Annotated in this window: 15 protein-coding genes and 5 pseudogenes; 9 read left to right on the forward strand and 11 right to left on the reverse strand. The window is 68.4% G+C overall.

The genetic code is table 11. From position 1 onward, the window contains the following. Window positions 1–111: pseudogene (locus ACFWSK_RS32560) on the reverse strand (hydroxyurea phosphotransferase); the annotation flags it as partial. A 190-nt stretch (window positions 112–301) separates the two neighbouring features. Between ACFWSK_RS32560 and ACFWSK_RS32565 the strand changes: the two are divergent. Beyond that, a pseudogene (locus ACFWSK_RS32565) lies at window positions 302–476 on the forward strand (transcriptional regulator); the annotation flags it as partial. Between the two features lie 333 nt (window positions 477–809). Continuing rightward, window positions 810–941 (forward strand): hypothetical protein, encoded by a 132-nt coding sequence (locus tag ACFWSK_RS32570; protein WP_383794188.1) that lies wholly within the window; start codon window positions 810–812, stop codon window positions 939–941. Between the two features lie 412 nt (window positions 942–1353). Here ACFWSK_RS32570 and ACFWSK_RS32575 read toward each other — a convergent pair whose 3' ends face one another. Both ACFWSK_RS32575 and ACFWSK_RS32580 read right to left on the reverse strand, forming a co-directional pair. Continuing rightward, the gene (locus tag ACFWSK_RS32575) at window positions 1354–1692 is read right to left on the reverse strand and encodes a thioredoxin family protein (protein ID WP_383794191.1); all 339 of its coding nucleotides are present in this window, start codon (window positions 1690–1692) and stop codon (window positions 1354–1356) included. 565 nt (window positions 1693–2257) lie between these two features. Next, window positions 2258–3397, reverse strand: a complete 1140-nt coding sequence (locus tag ACFWSK_RS32580) for a PucR family transcriptional regulator (protein ID WP_383794194.1) — start codon at window positions 3395–3397, stop codon at window positions 2258–2260. Window positions 3398–3483: 86 nt separating this feature from the next. Here ACFWSK_RS32580 and ACFWSK_RS32585 point away from each other — a divergent pair, with 86 nt between their 5' ends. Then, window positions 3484–4539: a ferredoxin reductase gene (locus ACFWSK_RS32585; protein ID WP_383794197.1), complete on the forward strand. Its 1056-nt coding sequence runs from the start codon at window positions 3484–3486 to the stop codon at window positions 4537–4539. Window positions 4540–4546: 7 nt separating this feature from the next. Beyond that, window positions 4547–5665, forward strand: a complete 1119-nt coding sequence (locus ACFWSK_RS32590) for a fatty acid desaturase family protein (protein WP_383794199.1) — start codon at window positions 4547–4549, stop codon at window positions 5663–5665. A 563-nt stretch (window positions 5666–6228) separates the two neighbouring features. Here the strand turns inward: ACFWSK_RS32590 and ACFWSK_RS32595 are convergent. Together ACFWSK_RS32595 and ACFWSK_RS32600 are read right to left on the reverse strand one after the other, a co-directional pair. Next, window positions 6229–6828: an NAD(P)H-dependent oxidoreductase gene (locus ACFWSK_RS32595; RefSeq protein ID WP_383794201.1), complete on the reverse strand. Its 600-nt coding sequence runs from the start codon at window positions 6826–6828 to the stop codon at window positions 6229–6231. Between the two features lie 177 nt (window positions 6829–7005). Beyond that, on the reverse strand, window positions 7006–8484 hold the full coding sequence (locus ACFWSK_RS32600; RefSeq protein WP_383794205.1) for an MFS transporter: 1479 nt from the start codon (window positions 8482–8484) through the stop codon (window positions 7006–7008). Window positions 8485–8554: 70 nt separating this feature from the next. On the opposite strand from ACFWSK_RS32600, the gene ACFWSK_RS32605 reads away from it, so the two are divergent. The 3 genes from ACFWSK_RS32605 to ACFWSK_RS32615 all read left to right on the forward strand — a co-directional run bounded on the left by ACFWSK_RS32605 (window position 8555) and on the right by ACFWSK_RS32615 (window position 10039). Next, window positions 8555–9214: a TetR/AcrR family transcriptional regulator gene (locus ACFWSK_RS32605; RefSeq protein WP_383794208.1), complete on the forward strand. Its 660-nt coding sequence runs from the start codon at window positions 8555–8557 to the stop codon at window positions 9212–9214. Between the two features lie 476 nt (window positions 9215–9690). Continuing rightward, window positions 9691–9825, forward strand: coding sequence for a hypothetical protein (locus ACFWSK_RS32610; protein WP_383794210.1), 135 nt, complete (start codon window positions 9691–9693; stop codon window positions 9823–9825). Continuing rightward, a complete protein-coding gene (locus ACFWSK_RS32615) occupies window positions 9806–10039 on the forward strand; it encodes a hypothetical protein (RefSeq protein ID WP_383794213.1) in 234 nt (77 codons plus the stop codon). Before ACFWSK_RS32610 ends, ACFWSK_RS32615 begins: the two co-directional genes overlap by 20 nt. A gap of 20 nt (window positions 10040–10059) precedes the next feature. On the opposite strand, the pseudogene ACFWSK_RS32620 reads toward ACFWSK_RS32615, so the two are convergent. The 4 genes and pseudogenes from ACFWSK_RS32620 to ACFWSK_RS32635 form a co-directional block, all read right to left on the reverse strand. Then, window positions 10060–10716, reverse strand: a pseudogene (locus tag ACFWSK_RS32620) (ATP-dependent DNA ligase); the annotation flags it as partial. 287 nt (window positions 10717–11003) lie between these two features. After that, window positions 11004–11228, reverse strand: a complete 225-nt coding sequence (locus ACFWSK_RS32625) for a hypothetical protein (RefSeq protein ID WP_383794215.1) — start codon at window positions 11226–11228, stop codon at window positions 11004–11006. Between the two features lie 725 nt (window positions 11229–11953). After that, window positions 11954–12334, reverse strand: a complete 381-nt coding sequence (locus ACFWSK_RS32630; RefSeq protein ID WP_383794218.1) for a hypothetical protein — start codon at window positions 12332–12334, stop codon at window positions 11954–11956. A 692-nt stretch (window positions 12335–13026) separates the two neighbouring features. Continuing rightward, entirely contained in the window at window positions 13027–13416 is a 390-nt protein-coding gene (locus tag ACFWSK_RS32635; protein ID WP_185296817.1) for a hypothetical protein, read from the reverse strand. A gap of 102 nt (window positions 13417–13518) precedes the next feature. Between ACFWSK_RS32635 and ACFWSK_RS32640 the strand changes: the two genes are divergently transcribed. After that, on the forward strand, window positions 13519–14181 hold the full coding sequence (locus ACFWSK_RS32640) for an SMI1/KNR4 family protein (protein WP_383794221.1): 663 nt from the start codon (window positions 13519–13521) through the stop codon (window positions 14179–14181). A 41-nt stretch (window positions 14182–14222) separates the two neighbouring features. Here ACFWSK_RS32640 and ACFWSK_RS32645 read toward each other — a convergent pair. Then, window positions 14223–14423 (reverse strand): annotated as a pseudogene (locus ACFWSK_RS32645) (hypothetical protein); the annotation flags it as partial. On the opposite strand from ACFWSK_RS32645, the pseudogene ACFWSK_RS32650 reads away from it, so the two are divergent. After that, a pseudogene (locus ACFWSK_RS32650) lies at window positions 14367–15630 on the forward strand (IS256 family transposase). The pseudogenes ACFWSK_RS32645 and ACFWSK_RS32650 overlap by 57 nt on opposite strands. A 255-nt stretch (window positions 15631–15885) precedes the next feature. On the opposite strand, the gene ACFWSK_RS32655 reads toward ACFWSK_RS32650, so the two are convergent. Beyond that, the gene (locus tag ACFWSK_RS32655) at window positions 15886–16935 is read right to left on the reverse strand and encodes a hypothetical protein (protein ID WP_383794225.1); all 1050 of its coding nucleotides are present in this window, start codon (window positions 16933–16935) and stop codon (window positions 15886–15888) included. Window positions 16936–17059: the final 124 nt, after the last annotated feature.

A 17059-nucleotide genomic window follows, 5' to 3' on the forward strand; every position in this document is an offset into this window, starting at 1 on the left:
CGCCGCGAGAGCCGGCAGTCCGGCGATCCAGGCTCTCCCTTCCTCACCGAAGCCCGTGGCGTACGACGCCGCCAGGTGTTGCGGGACCTCGTCTGTTTCTAACGTGCTCACATCGGATCTCCTTCACGGGGAATCGGGTTCGCGCCGCAACCTACCGGAGGTCAACGGACAGCCTGCCGCCGCGGCGCACCAGCCATCTCGAACCCAGTGCGGGTACCGGCCGTGACCTTGTGAAATCGCCGCAAGTAGCGGGACCTCGACCTCTGCCACTGGCGGCAGAAGGGCTGCTGAACGAGCAGGTGTGACAGGTAAGAGCACAGAAGTGGCCGAGCGGCTCATGGTCTCCCAGCCCAAGACCAGTCACCTGGAGAACGGCCGCCGCGCCATCAATCCCCGAGATGTGCGCGATCTACGGAGTGGCGGATCAGCAGGTCATCGACTTGCTGATGGAGATGGCCAGGGAATCCGGCAAGCAGGCGGGCAGCGTTTCGCGTTGACGCGGAACGTGTCCTTGCGGGTGGGTGGTGCGTTGGGCCGTGTGACGCACGCACTGGTTTGGACCCCCACGTTGGGCCGGTGCAGTCCGCGGCCCCCGATTCCGCGCTCTGGCGACGGGGCCGGGCTCACGGATGTGCTGGGCGTCGATTTCCATGTCGCTCCTCACGCCGCCACTGCCTTGTCTGGTTCGCCGGCTCGGTGCACACCATTCGTTCGAGCGAGCTGAGGCCCGTGCGACGGGGATGTGGTTGACGGGCTTCACCTGCCCCGCCCGGGTGGCGGGGGGTTCGGGGTCGTCGTAGACAGAGGTCATGAGCGAGGACAGGGCGTCGTGGCATCCCGGTGAGATCGTGCCCGCCAGCGGGATCTACGAGTGCGACTGCGGGGAGGGCATCACTGAGCACGGACGTGAAGGGCCACCGTTTCCCGCCGCTGCCCTCTGACTGTGCGGGGGAGTGCTGGACGCTGCGGACCCAGGCCCACCCCGAGCAGCCCGCCGGCTGACCGCACGGTGCTGACGCCTCCCGTCGAACCGATGCTCGCCCAGGCCCGCGAGACACTCCCGGGGCCGGGCGTGCTGCCCGGCACCCTGGCCTTCGAGGCCAAGTTCGACGGCTACCCGTGCGCTGCTGTTCACTTCCGCCCGAGCAGGCGGCCCCACACTTCTGCAGTCGCGGCGCGGCAGTCTCATCCAGCGCCACTTCCCTGACCTGGTTGCCGCGGCCGGGCAGCTGCCGCACGGCCTGGTCCTCGACGGAGTTATGTGACCTGTGGGGCAGCCCCAAGGTGTCTCAGGCGGCGCACTCCCATAGACGAGACGCGACGGGCGTCGCGGCCACGTGCCGCAGCGGCCGCTCAGAGGTGGCCGTCCAGGAACTTCCGTATCTCGGTGATGGTCATAGGCCCCGTGCCGTGCGCCACCGCCTCTCCCTCCTTCAGCAGGACGTAGGACGGCGCTCCGGTGATCCCGTATCGCTCGGTTGCGGCCGGACAACGCGTGATGTCGGCGCGGACGGCCGTCAGGCGGCCCGTGTAGTCGTCGGCGATGCCACCCACGACGAGGTCCATCACCCAGCAGGGCTCGATTGCCTTGGGCCATGTCCCGGTGAAGTATGCGAGGACCGGAACTCCGCTCATCCCGAGGATGAAATTGAACTCCGCGTCCTCACGCGGTCGGTGAACCCGACTCGCCATGGAATCTCCTGACCTCACGTTCCGTCATTCCATCCCCATCATCCCTTGCGCGGTGTGCCAGGCCGGCCCGGTCGGTCGTCCGGTTGACCTGTCGGAAGGGAGGCACGGGGCCGTCGCAGAATCACGGTGGTCCCCGGCGCGAGCGGCCCGGCCCCCGCCCCTGGTGCCCCGGCCTGGCCGCCCTGCCGGTCACCCAGCTGCAGCCCGCCGCGCGCCCGGGGGTCAGCTCGTGCCAGGACAGCGCCCCCCCCACGACGACATGAAAGCACTTTTCCAGGGCATAGCGGCCCAGATCACCGACCAGATGCTCGATGAGCGCGTCGACGAGCGGGCCGGTGCGCATCGTCCACCGGATCCAGTCGAGCCGTATCCGCCACCGCGCTTCTCAGAGACATCGCCCCCGACGGGCTTCCCGAGGCATTGTCTGGTCTTCACACATCAACCCCCGGTCTCAGCTGGCTAATACCCCTCTTCCCCGGGCCGCATGAGCCAGCTGATGGCGCCGAGAACCAGGCACGATTCCTGGACCGCTCGCGGACGCGGTCGTGGACGGTCGAAGTACGCGTCAGCTGACCCGAAGACCGACCGCCAGCGTCAGTTCAAGGACCCGCTGTGGCGATGCGAGATCCGGAAACAGCTCCCGCAACTGCGACATCCGGTATCGGACTGTCTGGGGATGGACGAACAACGCCGCCGCCACCTCGTCCCGCCTGCCCTGGTGCAGCAGCCACGCCCGCAACGTCTCCTCCAGCCGCTGTGCGGTCGCGACAGGCAAGGTCCGCAACGGTGCGAGGGCTCGGGCACGCAGGTCTGCGAACGCGTCCACGTCGGCGCTCAGCACCAGCTCGGGCAGGTGGTCCTCGGTGTCGCGAATATCAGAGGAGAGGGAGCGCGCGCGTATGGCTCGTGCGTACGAGGCGGACGCACAAGTCCATGGCCGGGCCGGGCCGGCCACGGCGGTGCGGTCGGCTAGCTGCCGCAAGAGATGTGATCGGTCGGCATCGGGGACGAGCAGCACACCGGTGGCGTCCGGCAGGTCGTCGAGGACAAGGGTGCTCGGGTCGAGCGCGCGGTAGACAGGCCGGGCCTGGGCGGCGGGCAGCAGGACCGCGGTCAGCGAAACCGGAGGCTGCCACCCGGCCAGTCGAACAGAGGCCAGCAGCACGTCCGGGCTCGCGCCGGCGAGGAGGTCGCGGGCCAGGTGCTCCAAGTGGCGCTCGTGGGCCCTGCCCCGGGCGGCCAGTTCGTCGGCGTGGCCCGCGGCGCTCGCGGCGGAGAGCTCGTCGATGTAGGCGAAGGTCAGCTCGGCGAACTTGGCGACCTCGGCGGCGGGCAGACCTGCGGGCACGGCACCCGCTGCCAGGCATCGCCAGGCCACTCGGGCGCCGACGCGGTAGGCGCTGAGTAGGGCGTCCATCGAACGGCCGTCGCGCACCTCGCCGCGGCCCAGCTCGTAGGCTGCCTCACCGGCGTCGCCGCCTGTGGCGTTCCCGCTCGCGAGGTCCAGGTAGTGCCCCAGGGCGGTACGGACGGCTCGGCGGATGGTGGCACCCATGCGGCCCGAAAGGGCGTTGGCGTAGGGAGGGACCTCATCGATGATCGCCTGGACGACCTCGTCGGCGGTGGTCTTCAGCGCCGCCCGAAGTGCGGTGACCGTCGTCTCATCCAGGGCCAGTTCGCTGGCCCTCCGGATTGCATGGCTCACGTTTTGTTCCCTGCGAACAATTCAGCCGACCAGATTTACGTCCTGCGGTCAGGACTTTACGCCTCGAGGCGCAGCAGGCTGTAGTCATGACAAGTGCAGCCCTCCGCAGCAGGGCGTGGAAACTGCTGGAGATGGTCACGACGCCGCTGCTGCCGTCGGACTACCTCGACCTGGTCAGCCCGCTGCGTGCGGGTGCTGACCTGCGTGGGCGCATCGAGGCCGTGCACCCCGAGACGGGTGACGCCGCGACTATCGTGATCAGTCCGGGACGGGGCTGGCGCGGCCACACAGCCGGTCAGTACGTGCGGATCGGGGTCGACGTCGACGGGGTGCGCCTGTGGCGTGCCTACTCCATCACCTCGCCGACAAACCGCCGGGACGGCCGCGTCACGATCACCGTGAAGGCGATCCCGGACGGCAAGGTCAGCAACCACCTGGTCCGCAGGGCGAAACCGGGCACGCTGATCCAGCTCGACCAGCCGACCGGTGACTTCGTGCTGCCGCAGGCCAAGCCCGCCAAGGTGCTCTACCTGACGGCCGGCAGCGGCATCACGCCCGTGATGGGCATGCTGCGCGACATCGAGTTCGACGACGTCGTCATGGTCCACTGCGCGCCACAGCCGCAAGACGTGATCTTCCGCAACGAACTGCACGACCTGGTCGCGGACAATAAACTGCGGCTCACCGAGGTGCACACCGACACAGACGGCATGCTCGACATCGCCCGTCTCGCCGAACTCGTGCCCGACTGGGCCGAGCGCGAGACCTGGGCCTGCGGGCCCGCGGGCCTGCTCGACGCCGCCGAAGAGCACTGGACGGAGCATGGCGTACAAGAGCGCCTGCACACCGAACGCTTCCGCCCAAGCATCGTCGTCGCCGGCGACGGCGGCGAGGTCACGTTCAGCGCCACCGGCAAGACCGTCGACGCGGACGGCGCCACGCCGTTGCTGGACATCGGCGAGGAGGCCGGCGTGCTCATGCCCTCCGGGTGCCGCATGGGCATCTGCTTCGGCTGCATCACGCCGCTCAAGGCGGGCGCCGTCCGCGACCTGCGCACCGGCGAGATCACCGAGGCCGAGCCGGGCGTCCTCATCCAGACCTGCGTGTCCGCCGCGGCGGGCCCCTGCGACATCGAACGGTAGGAGCACCTTGACCGCCATCGACCCCACCGCCCACCTGACCGCGGAGCAGATCGAGGAGCTTGGCCGCGAGCTGGACGCGATCCGCGACGAGGTGATCGCCAGCCGCGGCGAGAAAGACGCCGCCTACATCCGTAAGGTCATCTCGGCGCAGCGCAAGCTCGAGCTGTTCAGCAGGGGCGTGCTGCTGTTCTCGATCTTCCCGCCCGCGTGGCTGCTCGGCACCGCCGGTCTGTCCGTGGCGAAGATCATGGACAACATGGAGATCGGCCACAACGTCCTGCACGGCCAGTGGGACTGGATGCGAGACCCGAAGATTCACTCCACCACCTGGGAGTGGGATCACGTCTCGCCGTCCGAGCAGTGGAAGCACTCGCACAACGAGCTGCACCACACGTACACCAACGTGATCGGCAAGGACAACGACCTCGGCTACGGCATCATGCGCGTCGACGAGGACCAGAAATGGCACCCGTTCCACCTCGGCCAGCCGCTGTGGAACTTCATCAACGCCTGCTTCTTCGAGTACGGCATCGCAGCGTACGACCTGGAGCTCGGCAAGAACCTGCACAAGCGCCGCCGCAGGAACCCGGAGTTCCGCGCGCGGGCCAAGGCCGTGGGCCGCAAGATCCGCAAGCAGGTGCTCAAGGACTACGTGATTCACCCGCTGCTGTCGGGCCCGTCGTTTTTCACCACACTCGCCGCCACGTTCACCGCGAACCTGGTCCGCAACATCTGGTCCCACTCGGTGATCATGTGCGGGCACTTCCCCGAGGGCGTGCAGGTCTTCGAGCGCCGGTCGATCAAGGGCGAGACGCGCGGCCAGTGGTACCTGCGCCAGATGATGGGCTCGGCGAACATCAGCGGCAGCAGGGCCATGCACTTCATGACCGGCAACCTGTCGCACCAGATCGAGCACCACCTGTTCCCGGACCTGCCGAGCAACCGGTACGCCGAGGTCGCGGTGAAGGTGCGCGCGCTGTTCGAAATGTACGAGCTGGAGTACGTCACCGGGCCGCTGCCCAAGCAGGTGGTCTCCGCGTGGCGCAAGGTCTTCCGGCTCTCGCTGCCGAACAAGAAGCCCAAGGTCAAGACGCCGGACCGCGAGCAGGAGCTCGTTGCGGCCTGATTCCCGGTATTGGTTCAGATCTTCCGGCCGTACCGGCGGTGTCAACGCACACCGCCGTCGACTGGCTCGCCGCCGGCCTGTCCGCCGCCCGCCTGGGACGCACGGCGTCTGGATTCCCGGCCGGGCACGGCCGGCGCGTTCTCGACCACCCAGTCCGGGGGCCGGTCGAAGGTGACGGTCAGGGAGCCGCTACGAGCCGGTGGGTGAAGGCCGGATCGGGCCGCGTGTCTGGATAACGGCACTGCTCGACCCTCCGGTTGGGTTTGTCGCCAACTACCCCCGCGCCGAGGTCTACGAGCAGTGTCTGCGGGCGGCGGGCTTCGGCGCGGTGACCTGGGTGCCGCTGGAGGTCCCGGACGAGGGTGTGCAGCACCTGGGGGAGGAGGCAACAGGGCAACGGACGCGATCCCGCGCCTTGACGCTCAGGTGAGTCGGCGCACTGGCGTAGGGGAGCCGGGTACGTCCCGCCGCTTTCGAGCGGCGGGACGCAGTCCTCGGCGGCGGGGGGCCCGGATGCCCGCGCGGGGAGTCGCGGGCGGCCGAGGACGGCTGCGTCCCTGTTGCTACAGCCAGGGCCGGAAGTCCTGTCCGGACAAGAGGTGCGAGGCGGCGCGGGCCGCTTTGGACGTTCGCCGGACGTGGAGCAGCAGTCGCATGGCAGCGGCGGGATCGGCGATGAACACCCTGCCGCCCGGCCGGTCCTGCAGGACCTCCCCGGCACACGGTGTGATGGTGCGCGGCCCGACGATCTCGCACCCGGTGCCGAGCAGTATCCGCTCGGTCTCGGTCGGCGACGAGGGGTCCCCGGCGTCGGCCGACGTGGTGGTCAGTACTGAGATCGGCTTGCCGATCAGCGGGGATCCGCCTCTCGGCCTGGCGAGCCAGTCCAGGGCGGTGAGCAGCGGTTCGGGCGGCAGGGACGCCGACTCGGGTACGGCGAGCACCAGTGCGTTCGCGTCGGCCACTTTCCGGCGCAGCGCCCTTGCCTCGGGCGGCAGTTCGTGCGGAGTGACGTCAGTGTGCGGCGGCAGATCGGGTGGGGCCGGCCAGACTTCCAGCCGCACACCGGAGGGGCCGGGCACCGCGAGCGCGCGCAGCAGCGCCTCGCCGAAGGGATCGGCCTCCGCCGGGGCGCAGAGACCCAGCATGTGCACGACGTTCACGGCACTTCCTCCTTGTCACCCTGTGTTGTCGAGTGATGGATGTTATGGATTCCGCTGCTGCTCGGATACCTGTGCTGACGCCGGGGCGGGACGGTTTCAGCGGTCCCACCCCGGCGGGGTCATTCGGACACAGGGTGCACATCGATGCTGATGGCCGGTCGGGATCTGTATCGCTGGCTACTGGCGGGCGTTGGCAGGGACGGGTGCGGCGGGCAGACGCCGGGCGAGGAGTACTCCGCTCAGGGCGAGAGCCCCGGTGAGGGCGAAGATGCTGAACAGAGCGGTGCGGATGTCGGCGTCGTAGTGCTGTGCGATGGCGATGGCCGCACCGCCCAGACCGGCGATCAGGCCGGTGGCGAGGGTCTGCGTGAGCTGAAGTGCTCCGCTGACCTCGCCCTGTCGCTGGGCGGGTGCCTGCTCCATGGTTTCGGTGGTCGCGGCGTTGAACGCGATGCCCATGCCGATGCCTCCGATTCCCCAGCCCGCCACCGCGATCCAGAACGGGACGGATTCGACGAGGATGGCCAGGGTAATGACCGCGACACCGGCCAGCAGGACGATGAAGCCGAGGGCGACGCTGCCGGTGCGGCTGCCCTGACCCCTGCCGTCCCGTTTTGCCTGCAGCGCCGAGCCCAACACCCAGGTGATCGCGCCCGCGGACAGTCCGAGACCGGCCTGAGCGGCGCTCACACCGTGCAGTTCCTGGAGGCCGAGGGGCAAGAACGCCTCGCTGCCGAAGTAGACACCGCAGAGGAGGCCACGGATCACAATGCCCGCTCCGAGCCCCGGTCGGGCGCTGAGAGTGCCTTTTGGTGTCACCTGACGCAGTGCCGGCACGGCGATGGCCACACCCAGCAGAGCGAGCGGGACGAGCAGGGCGAAGTTCTTCAGCAGCAGCGCCTGCAGGAGGAGGCCGGTACCCGCGGTGAGCAGGATGGCGCCGGCCAGCGGCCCCTTCCGCCACGGCAGCTCGGGAGTGCCGGCCGCCGTGGCGCCGGCATCCCGGGGACGGTTGAGCTTGTGCAGTCCAGGAAGGGTCAGGGCGGCGGCGATCACGATGAGCGGCAGCATGAGCAGGAAGACTGCACGCCAGGTGGTGGCATCTGCGAGTGTGCCGGCGAGGACCGGTCCGATGAGCGAGGGGATCGTCCAGGCGGACGAGAGCAGCGCGAACATGCGGGCTCTCAGGTGCTGGGGGTACGCCAGCCCGATCACTGTGTACGCCATGGCCATGACGGCGCCGACGCCAAGGCCCTGCGCGAACCGTCCCAGCAGGAACAGTGGCCAGGATGTGGCCGCTCCCGCCACCGCGCAGCCCAACGCGAAGACGGCCATGCCCACCATTGCCGCACGCCACGGGCCGACCCGGTCGGCGGACCGTCCCGCGAGGACGGTGCCGATGATGTTGGCGAGCATCAACGCGGACAGACCCCAGCCGTAGGCCCCCAGGCCGTCCAGCTTGCGGGCGATGTCGGGCAGCACGGTGGCCACACCGAGCGACTCGAACGCGACCATGCCGACCGCCAGGATGACGCCGAACGTGAGTGCCCGGTACGGGCCGGCGAAGACGCTCTCAGTCGGCTTCGGTTCCATGTCAACCGGTGGCGCGAGAGGGCCGCCGGGTCCTTCCGTTGTCTCGTCAACATGCTGAGACATGGTGGTCGCTCCTCGCGATAGATTTACGTTCCGTTGCGGAACGGAACGTAAATATACCTATACTGGTGGGATGGTGAACACCCCAGACGACGCCCCGGACGTCACGCGACCGGCCGCCAGGCAGCGCTTCGGAAGACCGCGGGACGAACGCATCGACGCGGCCGTGCCCAACGCTGTGATGGAGATCCTCAGCGAGACGGGCTACGCCAACCTGACGCTCGAGGCGGTCGCCGCCCGTGCCGGGACGAGCAAGCCGGCCCTGCGCCGCCGCTGGCAGTCCCGCCAGCATCTCGTCGTGGATGCTCTCGCCACGACGATCGGCACCCAGCCCACCCCGGACACCGGGTGCACGCACTGCGACCTCATCGCCGGGATCGGCACCCTCAGCCAGGCATTCACCACCACCGTGGGGCGGCGCACACTGCCTGCCCTGGTCGCGGACCTCGCCGACGACCCGGAGCTGGAATCGGCGTTCCTCGACAAGTTCTTCCACCCGCGCCGCGCCTCCACGGCTGAGGCTCTGCGGCGCGGGATCCGCCGGGGGGACATCCGCGCCGACGCCGACATCGACCTGCTCCTCGACATGCTGGCCTCGACCACGTACTACCGGGTGCTCTTCGCCCACCTGCCCGTCACCGCCACGCTCGCGGAAGATGTGGTCGAGCTGGTCCTCGCAGGGGTGGCGACCGAGCAGTGGCGCACCCGGAGCGCGAGCGTGGACGGTATCTGATCGCGGGTCAACGCGTTCGGGTGCGCCGGGGCCACCGGCAACAAGGCGAGGAAGTGCTGTTTTGCTCAGCCGAGATTTCGAACTGGACCGGGGGAAGCCGGTCGCGGAGGTCCTGCCGCTGCTGAGCTGGGCCGCAGATCAAGCGCTGCTGGGGTTCACCGCGCCGGACCTGATCGCCTACGCCTGCTCCTGCAGATCCGCGACGTGGATGTCGGCGTATCGGTCGCCAGTTCGGTGCAGGTCACGGGCGCGCGGAGGAAGCTGGTTGGCGGATCTTGAGGGGGATGGTTGGCGGATCGCGTCGCCGCCAGCTGCAAGCGCGAGCGCATCGCCGCAGGTGAGCGGGTTGGCCATCAATCGCGTATCAAGATTCGCCAACTACCGTGCTTGTCCGCCAACTATCCCGCTCGGTCACACGGGGTGCCCTGGACGCGTGGGATACCCACCCCTAATCGAACATGCGTATCATTTTGCGGGTGACCACCACGTACGACTTCCCCCAGGACCTGCGCGACGCCCAGATCGCGCTTCACCAGACCCGCGCCGAGTACGAGCAGTACGCCAAAACGCTCCCGGTGGTCCCGCGAGCCGATGCCCGGCTGGAAGAGTGACAAGCAACTGCACACCGACTACGTGTCGCACAAAGAGGACAGCCCCGGATACACGCAGGAGCAGGCCGCACGCGTGGACCAGTACCGGGCGCGCCTCCTCGAGCTGAGCCTATCCGTGGCCGCGCACCCGCACTGGAGGACGCTCGGGACCGACGCCGTCGCCGCAAGGATGGCCTTGAAGCACGCCCACAAGCCGACCGAGGCGCGGGCGTAGCAAGAAACGCCGGGTACGGGTCAGGTGATGTCGTCGGCGGTGAGGTCCGGGCGTAGCCGGTGCCAGGAGGGGTGGCGCAGCCGTCCGGCCCGGGTCCGGGTCGCGTAGCGGACCTCGCCGACCAGGCGCGGAAGCACCCACCGTGGCCCAGCCACCGGCGGCACCGTGGTGAATGGGCAGTGGTCGATCGTGGCGATGCGGAGGAGTTCGGCAAGGGTTGCGCGTTCGGTATCGCTCCAGCCGGTGCCCACGCTGCCCACGTACCGCAGGCCGTCCTCGCCCTGCTCGCCGACGAGCAGGGCGCCGGGCAGGCCCGCGAGCCGGCCACGCCCGGGTACCCAACCACCCACGATGACGTCCACGGTCTCGACGTGACGGATCTTGATCCACGCACGGGAACGCACCCCGGGTTCGTAGATCGAGGTGAGCCGCTTCGCGACGAGTCTTTCCAGACCCGCGGCCTTGGTCATCTCCAGGGCCTGGGTCCCGTAGCCGACGACCGACGCGGGCGTCGACCAGTGCGTACCCGTGAGCCCGAGCCCTTCGAGCACACCGCGGCGCTCGGAGTAGGGCAGCTTCGTGATGATCCTGCCGTCGAGGAACACGACGTCGAAGAGGATGAGGTGGGCGGGTACGCGCTGTGCCATGCGGGCCGCTTTCGCGGGTGATCCGGACAGCGGCGGCGCGCGGATCGCCACGGACACTGCTGGCCTGGTGGAGCAGACCGCGGGCCTGGACTACCTGTACGTGGTCGCAATAGTTGATCTTGAGCCTGTCAGTGCTTCCGTCGGGCGGCGGGATCGCGCACGCGCTCCCCACCCTCCCCAGACCGTTCAGGATCCAACGAAGTGGAGGGAAGAGCAGCACTGAGGAAATTCACTTCACGGCTCTGGCCGGAGTTTCGTGAAGGGCCAGGTCGTCGGAGTGGAGGTGGCTGGGATCCGGCGGCCCCCTTCGTTGGTCGCTACCCAGCAGCCACAACCATGCCGGCCGTGACCTGAGGACGGTTGGGGAGCAGCGACGCGAGGTTGTCCCTTACGAAGTCCGCCGCTCGCTCGCTCGACTCTTCGGCCCCGGACTGGTCTTCAAAGACGCTGGTAGAGACCATCACTCCGTCCCCGGCGTCCACCCAGTAGTAGGCCACGAAGCCGGGGACTCGGCGGAGGAGAGGCACGAATCCCTCATCCACGCGGCGTCCCGCTTCGGCAGAGTCAGTCACTCCTTCGTAACGCCGTATTACTGCGTACACAGCTGATCTCCTCACGGATCCCAAGGTCACCTTGCGCGAAGCGACCTACCCCTACCGAGCGTCTTTCGCTCGGGGGACGCCCGGAAGTGACCCGTATAGGCGCACCGGTGATCCAAACCGGGGGTCTGCTGTGGCCAGGGCTGGGCGAACCGGGACATCACGGAAGTCCGGTCAGAGCCAAATTCACGAAGCCCATCAGCGGAGCTGAATGATGCGCAGGCCGGGCAGGTCTTTGGGCTTACGCGGGCTGGGGAGGGTTTCGGGTCGAGCTGGCGGACCGCTTCGGCACCCCCGCGTACGGCCTGAACGAGGCGAGGCACGCCACTGGTGCCGCGCCTATCTGCGCGCCTTCTAACAAATTGCAGAACTCGTCAAGTCTGGGTGAAGTGCCTCGCCGGACACAGACCTCCCCAGTTCTGCATGGCGACGACGGCATTACGTGCAGGTCTCCACTGACGCAGTCGTGCGCGTCTTCCACCTGACGTACCAGCCGGTGGCTTCCCCGCCTCGGTTAAAAGCCGGAGAAGCGCCATCAGACAGTCCTTCACCAGGGCGATGAAGCACCAACCTGTCGGGTGGACGCTCGCCTCCGCTGCACACTGACAGCAGGTCGCGCTGAGGTCGTCCGGGGCGACCCGCCATGGGTACGCCCCGGACGGGGCTCGTCAGGAGCCTGCGGCGATCCGGTCCCGTACATAGGTGACGAGCGCCGCCGCCACCCGGGAGCGGTCCGGCTCCGGCAGGTCCTCGTAGGCCGCTGAGACCGTCATCCACTCGTTGAAGACCGGTCCCTCGCGGGTGAGGAGCCAGTCGACGCACAGGTAGTCCGCGTCCACCCCCGTGGCCAGCCGTTCGCTGAGCGTGCGCACCTCGTCGTCGCCGTCGAAGGACACGCCGGAGCCGCCCTCGCTCACGTTGGCGAGGTAGGAGCCCTCCTTCGGGCGGCGCAGCATCACGGCGACCGCGTGCTTCCGGTGTACATACACTCGCACGTCGCCGTCGTTCTCCTGGATTTCGAACACACGTGCGAGGCGCGAGAAGCTCACCGCTGACCAGCTCGCCGCAATCGCGGCGCTGGGCGTGGACTGGGCGTGACACCGGCTGCGGCTGGTCGTTGAACAGGACGGTCAAGCGAAGTGCACCGAGAGGCCCCGGGCGTCATCGCCCGGGGCCTCGTGCTGTCGGCGGCCGGCGGCTCCGCCCGGACATGGCGCGGGCCTGCAACGCGAGGTGCAACACCGATTCCACGAACCTCTATCCGAGGCATCACCGCAGGTCAGAGCGCGATGCGCGGCGGTGTTGCACTGAACGTGTCGCCCTGGCGGCTTTCGACGCTGCGGCCGCTCCGTGGCGTGAGGCCCTCGAGGACCTGGACGAAGACGTCCTCGCCGAGGCCGCCGCCGAAGCGCGGGCCTTCGGCGCCGGCCCGGCGGCCGCCGTCGACGAGCTGGTGCGCGGCCTGCTCGGGCAGTTGGCCGACTGGCAGCAGTCGATCGGCGAGCTGGGCCGCGCGCTCACCACGGCAACTGAAGGCCGACCGCTAACCGGCTGGTCCACCGACGCCGGCCGCACCGAGGACATCGGGTGGCGCCAGGCCTGCACCACGCTGCTCGAGGCCGTCGCACGCCACCACCACGCTCACCTGCTCGCCGCCATCGTCGAGCTCGGCGTGAGCTGGAGCTCCCAGCTACCCGTAACGGGCGCTTCAGGGGCGCGGTCATCCCAGAAGGCTGCGCGGTCAGCGCCGGCCGCCGCCGATGCGGCGGTCGTCGGCCAGTGCGGTCAGCGGGCCGAACTCGCGGGCAAGCTGGTTCCACGTCAGAACCTCGCCGCAGCGGGCCGGGAACTCCTTCGGGTTGAACTCGGGCATGGTCCAGGTGCCAGTGCCCCGGTCCCGCAGCCACAGGTCCCCGTCACCGTCGACCACAGTCGGCGGGACCGGTACGGGCTCGGCCTGATCGGTGGGCTCCCAGGTGACCCGGCCCGGGTGGGAAACGCGGCGCAGCTCGGTGGTGGCCAGCCGCGCGGCCAAGTCGCGGGTGGACTCTTCGGCGTCCTTGACCGACGCGAGTCGGTATGCGTCGTCAAGTACGGGCAGGGCTGGATTCTTGCTGCGCTTTGAACTCATACGCTGACTACCTCCGGTGGGGGGTGTCACATCCGTTATGGCACCCCGTAGAGGAACACGGTATCCGAGGCGGGAGCCGGGCCGGCTACGACCACTGTCCAGATGGAGGCGCTGGCACACCGGGCGGTGGAGCTAGGTGGTGAGCTGGTCCTGGACGTGGCGCAACCCGTGGTGGTAGCGCTCAGATACGGCGGTCCGGGTCTGACCTTGTCTTTTAACGTCGCGACGTCTGACGGGTCTACCTTTCACCGCCCCAGAGTGACCTGCCATGCCGGGGTCTGCGAGGCTGCCAGCGTGATGGATGAAGCGATCGTCGAGGCTGTCCGTGGTAGCGCTGGGGCGGGCGGCCTGCCTGCGCCAGCGACGCCGGAGGCGGTCGCGGAGGCAGAGAAAATGATTGGCTTCCCTCTCCCGCCGTTGCTGCGGCGCCTCTACTTGGAGGTGGCAAACGGGGGCTTCGGCCCGGCAGAGGGCATCCTGGGAGTTCGCGGAGGAGCTTCCCAAGGCGACTGGAATGACCTGGCAGAGATCTATCAAGACGGACCGGATCCATCCGGCCAGATCCCTGTCGGCCTGGTGCCGGTGTATGACTGGGGCTGCACCATCTGGTCCCTGATTGACTTCCGGGACCCCACTGGCCCGATGTGGTGCACACATGAGGGCCAGCACTGGCCTCAAGGGATCAACCTCGCAGAGTGGCTGAGCGCAACCATCGAAGGTGCGGTGACTGTCGAGGGCATCCTGGACAGTGAACCCGCGTGCTGAAGCAGGGCCATCGCGCATCTGAGCCCGGACATTTCGGATGATCAGGCAAGCCCAGTTCCCTTACGACCGGTTTCTTCTCGACCCGTTCGCCGGGGTTTGGTGCCGACCTTGTGGTGGTCAGGGCGGCTGAATGCCTCGCCGGTCGCGAGGACCCGGCCCACGTCATGACGGGTGGCCGGGTGGCGATTCTTCGAGCCCGGGGGCCGTCCTGGGCCAGGACGACGTGGTTTCGGCGCATCAGCCGCAATGAGATCGTCCGGGAGGGTGCTCGGCGGACGCTGGCCGCCGCCCTGGAGGCGGAGGTGGACCAGTACATAGCCGAGCTCGCCGGGCAGCGTGACGAAGCCGGTCGCCGACTGGTGGTCCGCAACGGCCGGCACCGGCCACGGACCGTGACCACGGCTGCCGAGCCGGTCGAGGTGGCCGCCCCACGCGTGAACGACAAACGGGTCGACGAAACGACGGGTGAACGTCAGCGGTTCTCCTCGAAGATCCTGGCGCCGTGGTACCGGAAGTCCCCGAAGATCAGCGAGGTGCTGCCGCTGCTCTATCTCCACGGCCTGTCGTCGGGCGACTTCGTGCCCGCGATGGAGCAGTTCTTGGGCTCGGCGGCCGGGCTGTCGCCGGCCACGGTGACCCGGCTGACGAAGCAGTGGACCGCCGACCACGCGGAGTTCCAGCGCCGTGACCTGGCTGAATCCGCCTACGTCTACGTATGGGCCGACGGCGTCCACCCCAAGATCCGCTTCTCGCAGACCCACCCCTGCCTCCTGGTCCTGATGGGCGTCCGCGTCGACGGGACCAAGGAGCTGATCGCGATCGCTGAGGGCCTGCGCGAGTCGACGGAGTCCTGGGCCGACCTGCTGCGGGACTGCCGTCGTCGCGGGATGACGGATCCGATGCTCGTCGTCGGGGACGGCGCGATGGGATTGTGGCGGGCCCTGGCGGAGGTGTTTCCGCAGGCCAGGCACCAGAGGTGCTGGGTTCACAAGACGCGGAATGTCATGAACGCGCTGCCGAAGTCCGCGCAGCCCGGCGCGAAGAAGGCTCTGCAGGAGATCTACAACGCCGAGGACCGTGCACACGCCGAGAAGGCGGTCACCGCGTTCGAGAAGGCGTACGGGGCGAAGTTCCCCAAGGCCGTCAAGAAGATCACCGGCGAGGTCGACGAGCTGCTGGCGTTCTACGACTTCCCCGCCCGAGCACTGGGTCCATCTGAGGACGACGAATCCGATCGAGTCGACCTTCTCCACCGTGAAGCTTCGGACCAAGGTCACCCGAGGCGCAGGCAGCCCGGCCGCGGCCCTCGCGATGGTCTTCAAACTCGTTGAGTCCGCCCAGGCCCGTTGGCGAGCGGTCACCGCACCGCACCTCGTCGCCCTCGTCCGAGCCGGCGCCCGCTTCGAGAACGGCCTCCTCGTCGAACGAGACGAGACCCTCGCAGCGTGATCCACCTCAACTGATCCACAGGTCTTGACAATTAATCTGCGCGGCGGGCTCCGGCCAGGTTGTTGTTCCGTCCCTGCAAGTCGCCGCCCAGAGGCGACGCCCCACGACAGCGCCTACGAAAAGATCTTCGGCGGCGAAGCTCTCGAACCGACCGCTGTCGTCGCTGTGCGAGCGGGCAGTGCGAGTCCAGTAGCCAGGCCGTGCTGGATCTGTGCCCCAGTCCAGCCTTGCTCGCTCCACCCCTCGCCAAATTGGTTATGTACTGAGGATTGGGCTAGTCCGCAACGTCACCCCGTACCTCGTGCGCAGGCGGTCGATCTCCCACCACGCCACCGCCGAAACCGAGGCCGGGCCACCGATCAGGGCGCAGAGCTGGATGAATGGCGGGCCCGGTGGCATTCCGGCCATGGCTAGGTTGACGGCCGCCAGTTCCCATACCAGCACACCCGTCAGCAGGGCCGGGAGCGCGGCGTGTACCTCGGAGGTGCCGAACACGGTGCGGACCAGCGTTGTGGAGGCGAAGCAGACGAAGAACAACATCCATAGCACCGGAGCGAGCAGGGCGAGCGTGATGAACGGACTGAACACGTAGGACTGGGAACTCTCACTGAGGAACACCATGACCGCGAAGAGCAGCGGCACGGCTGTGAAAGCGGCGAAGTACCAGAGGGCCGAGCGCATGGCAGGGCGCAGGCGGGATCGCATGCCTGGCCTTGCGACCGGGGGTGCGAGCCGGAACAGGACCAGGATCACCAGGGGCGCGGTGAGAAGCAGCAGCCACGGTGTGATGGCAAGCCGGAGCATGTACAAACCCTGGATCTCCGCAAGGTCCGACTCGGTGCCGTAGACGACAAGAATCAGGAACGACGCAGCCAGGGCGGCCCAGGCTCTGATCTTCTGCGCGCGCATCACCTGTGGATCCAGGATGCGGCGGTAGACGTGCGGAGGGAATCTCCGGTGCGCCTGCCGGCGGGCCGAGCGGGCCAGCGGATAGGCCAGGACGGGAAGGAACACGGGCCAGAAGCAGAATAGGACCGGAACCCACACGCAGCCGTGGATGGGCAGACGCCGAAGCAGCTCCAGCAGCGGAGGCCAGTCGCCCTCGCGGTACTGCTGCCGCAGCGAACGGGGCGGCACGTACGGGAGGTAGGGCGGCGGTCCTGGGGACGGATGCGCCCCCGTGTACGGGTTCGAGTCCGGGTACGGATGGGGGCCGGGCTGCGGCGGCACGCCCGGCGGTGGCGGTGGCTGACCCCCGTTCGGCTGCCACGTCGGTCCGTATGGGTTCTGTCCCCCGAAAGTCACGCCGGTCTCCTTCCTGAGTTGCGGGACGAGTGTGCTGCGGAACGATCCTGGTGGATCTCTGTCCACAGTCAACTGCCAACACGGCGGCAGCACATGGGGTTACCCACACCTGCCCGGCAATCGC

Source organism: Streptomyces sp. NPDC058620 (assembly GCF_042717135.1).
Taxonomy (GTDB): Bacteria; Actinomycetota; Actinomycetes; order Streptomycetales; family Streptomycetaceae; genus Streptomyces.

Coding starts and splice junctions, on each gene's coding strand:
- ACFWSK_RS32570 (WP_383794188.1), top strand. CDS start 810: ATGAGCGAGGACAGGGCGTCGTGGCATCCCGGTGAGATCGTGCCCGCC.
- ACFWSK_RS32615 (WP_383794213.1), top strand. CDS start 9,806: ATGCCCGGCTGGAAGAGTGACAAGCAACTGCACACCGACTACGTGTCG.
- ACFWSK_RS32640 (WP_383794221.1), top strand. CDS start 13,519: ATGGAGGCGCTGGCACACCGGGCGGTGGAGCTAGGTGGTGAGCTGGTC.
- ACFWSK_RS32585 (WP_383794197.1), top strand. CDS start 3,484: ATGACAAGTGCAGCCCTCCGCAGCAGGGCGTGGAAACTGCTGGAGATG.
- ACFWSK_RS32605 (WP_383794208.1), top strand. CDS start 8,555: ATGGTGAACACCCCAGACGACGCCCCGGACGTCACGCGACCGGCCGCC.
- ACFWSK_RS32575 (WP_383794191.1), bottom strand. CDS start 1,692: ATGGCGAGTCGGGTTCACCGACCGCGTGAGGACGCGGAGTTCAATTTC.
- ACFWSK_RS32635 (WP_185296817.1), bottom strand. CDS start 13,416: ATGAGTTCAAAGCGCAGCAAGAATCCAGCCCTGCCCGTACTTGACGAC.
- ACFWSK_RS32600 (WP_383794205.1), bottom strand. CDS start 8,484: ATGTCTCAGCATGTTGACGAGACAACGGAAGGACCCGGCGGCCCTCTC.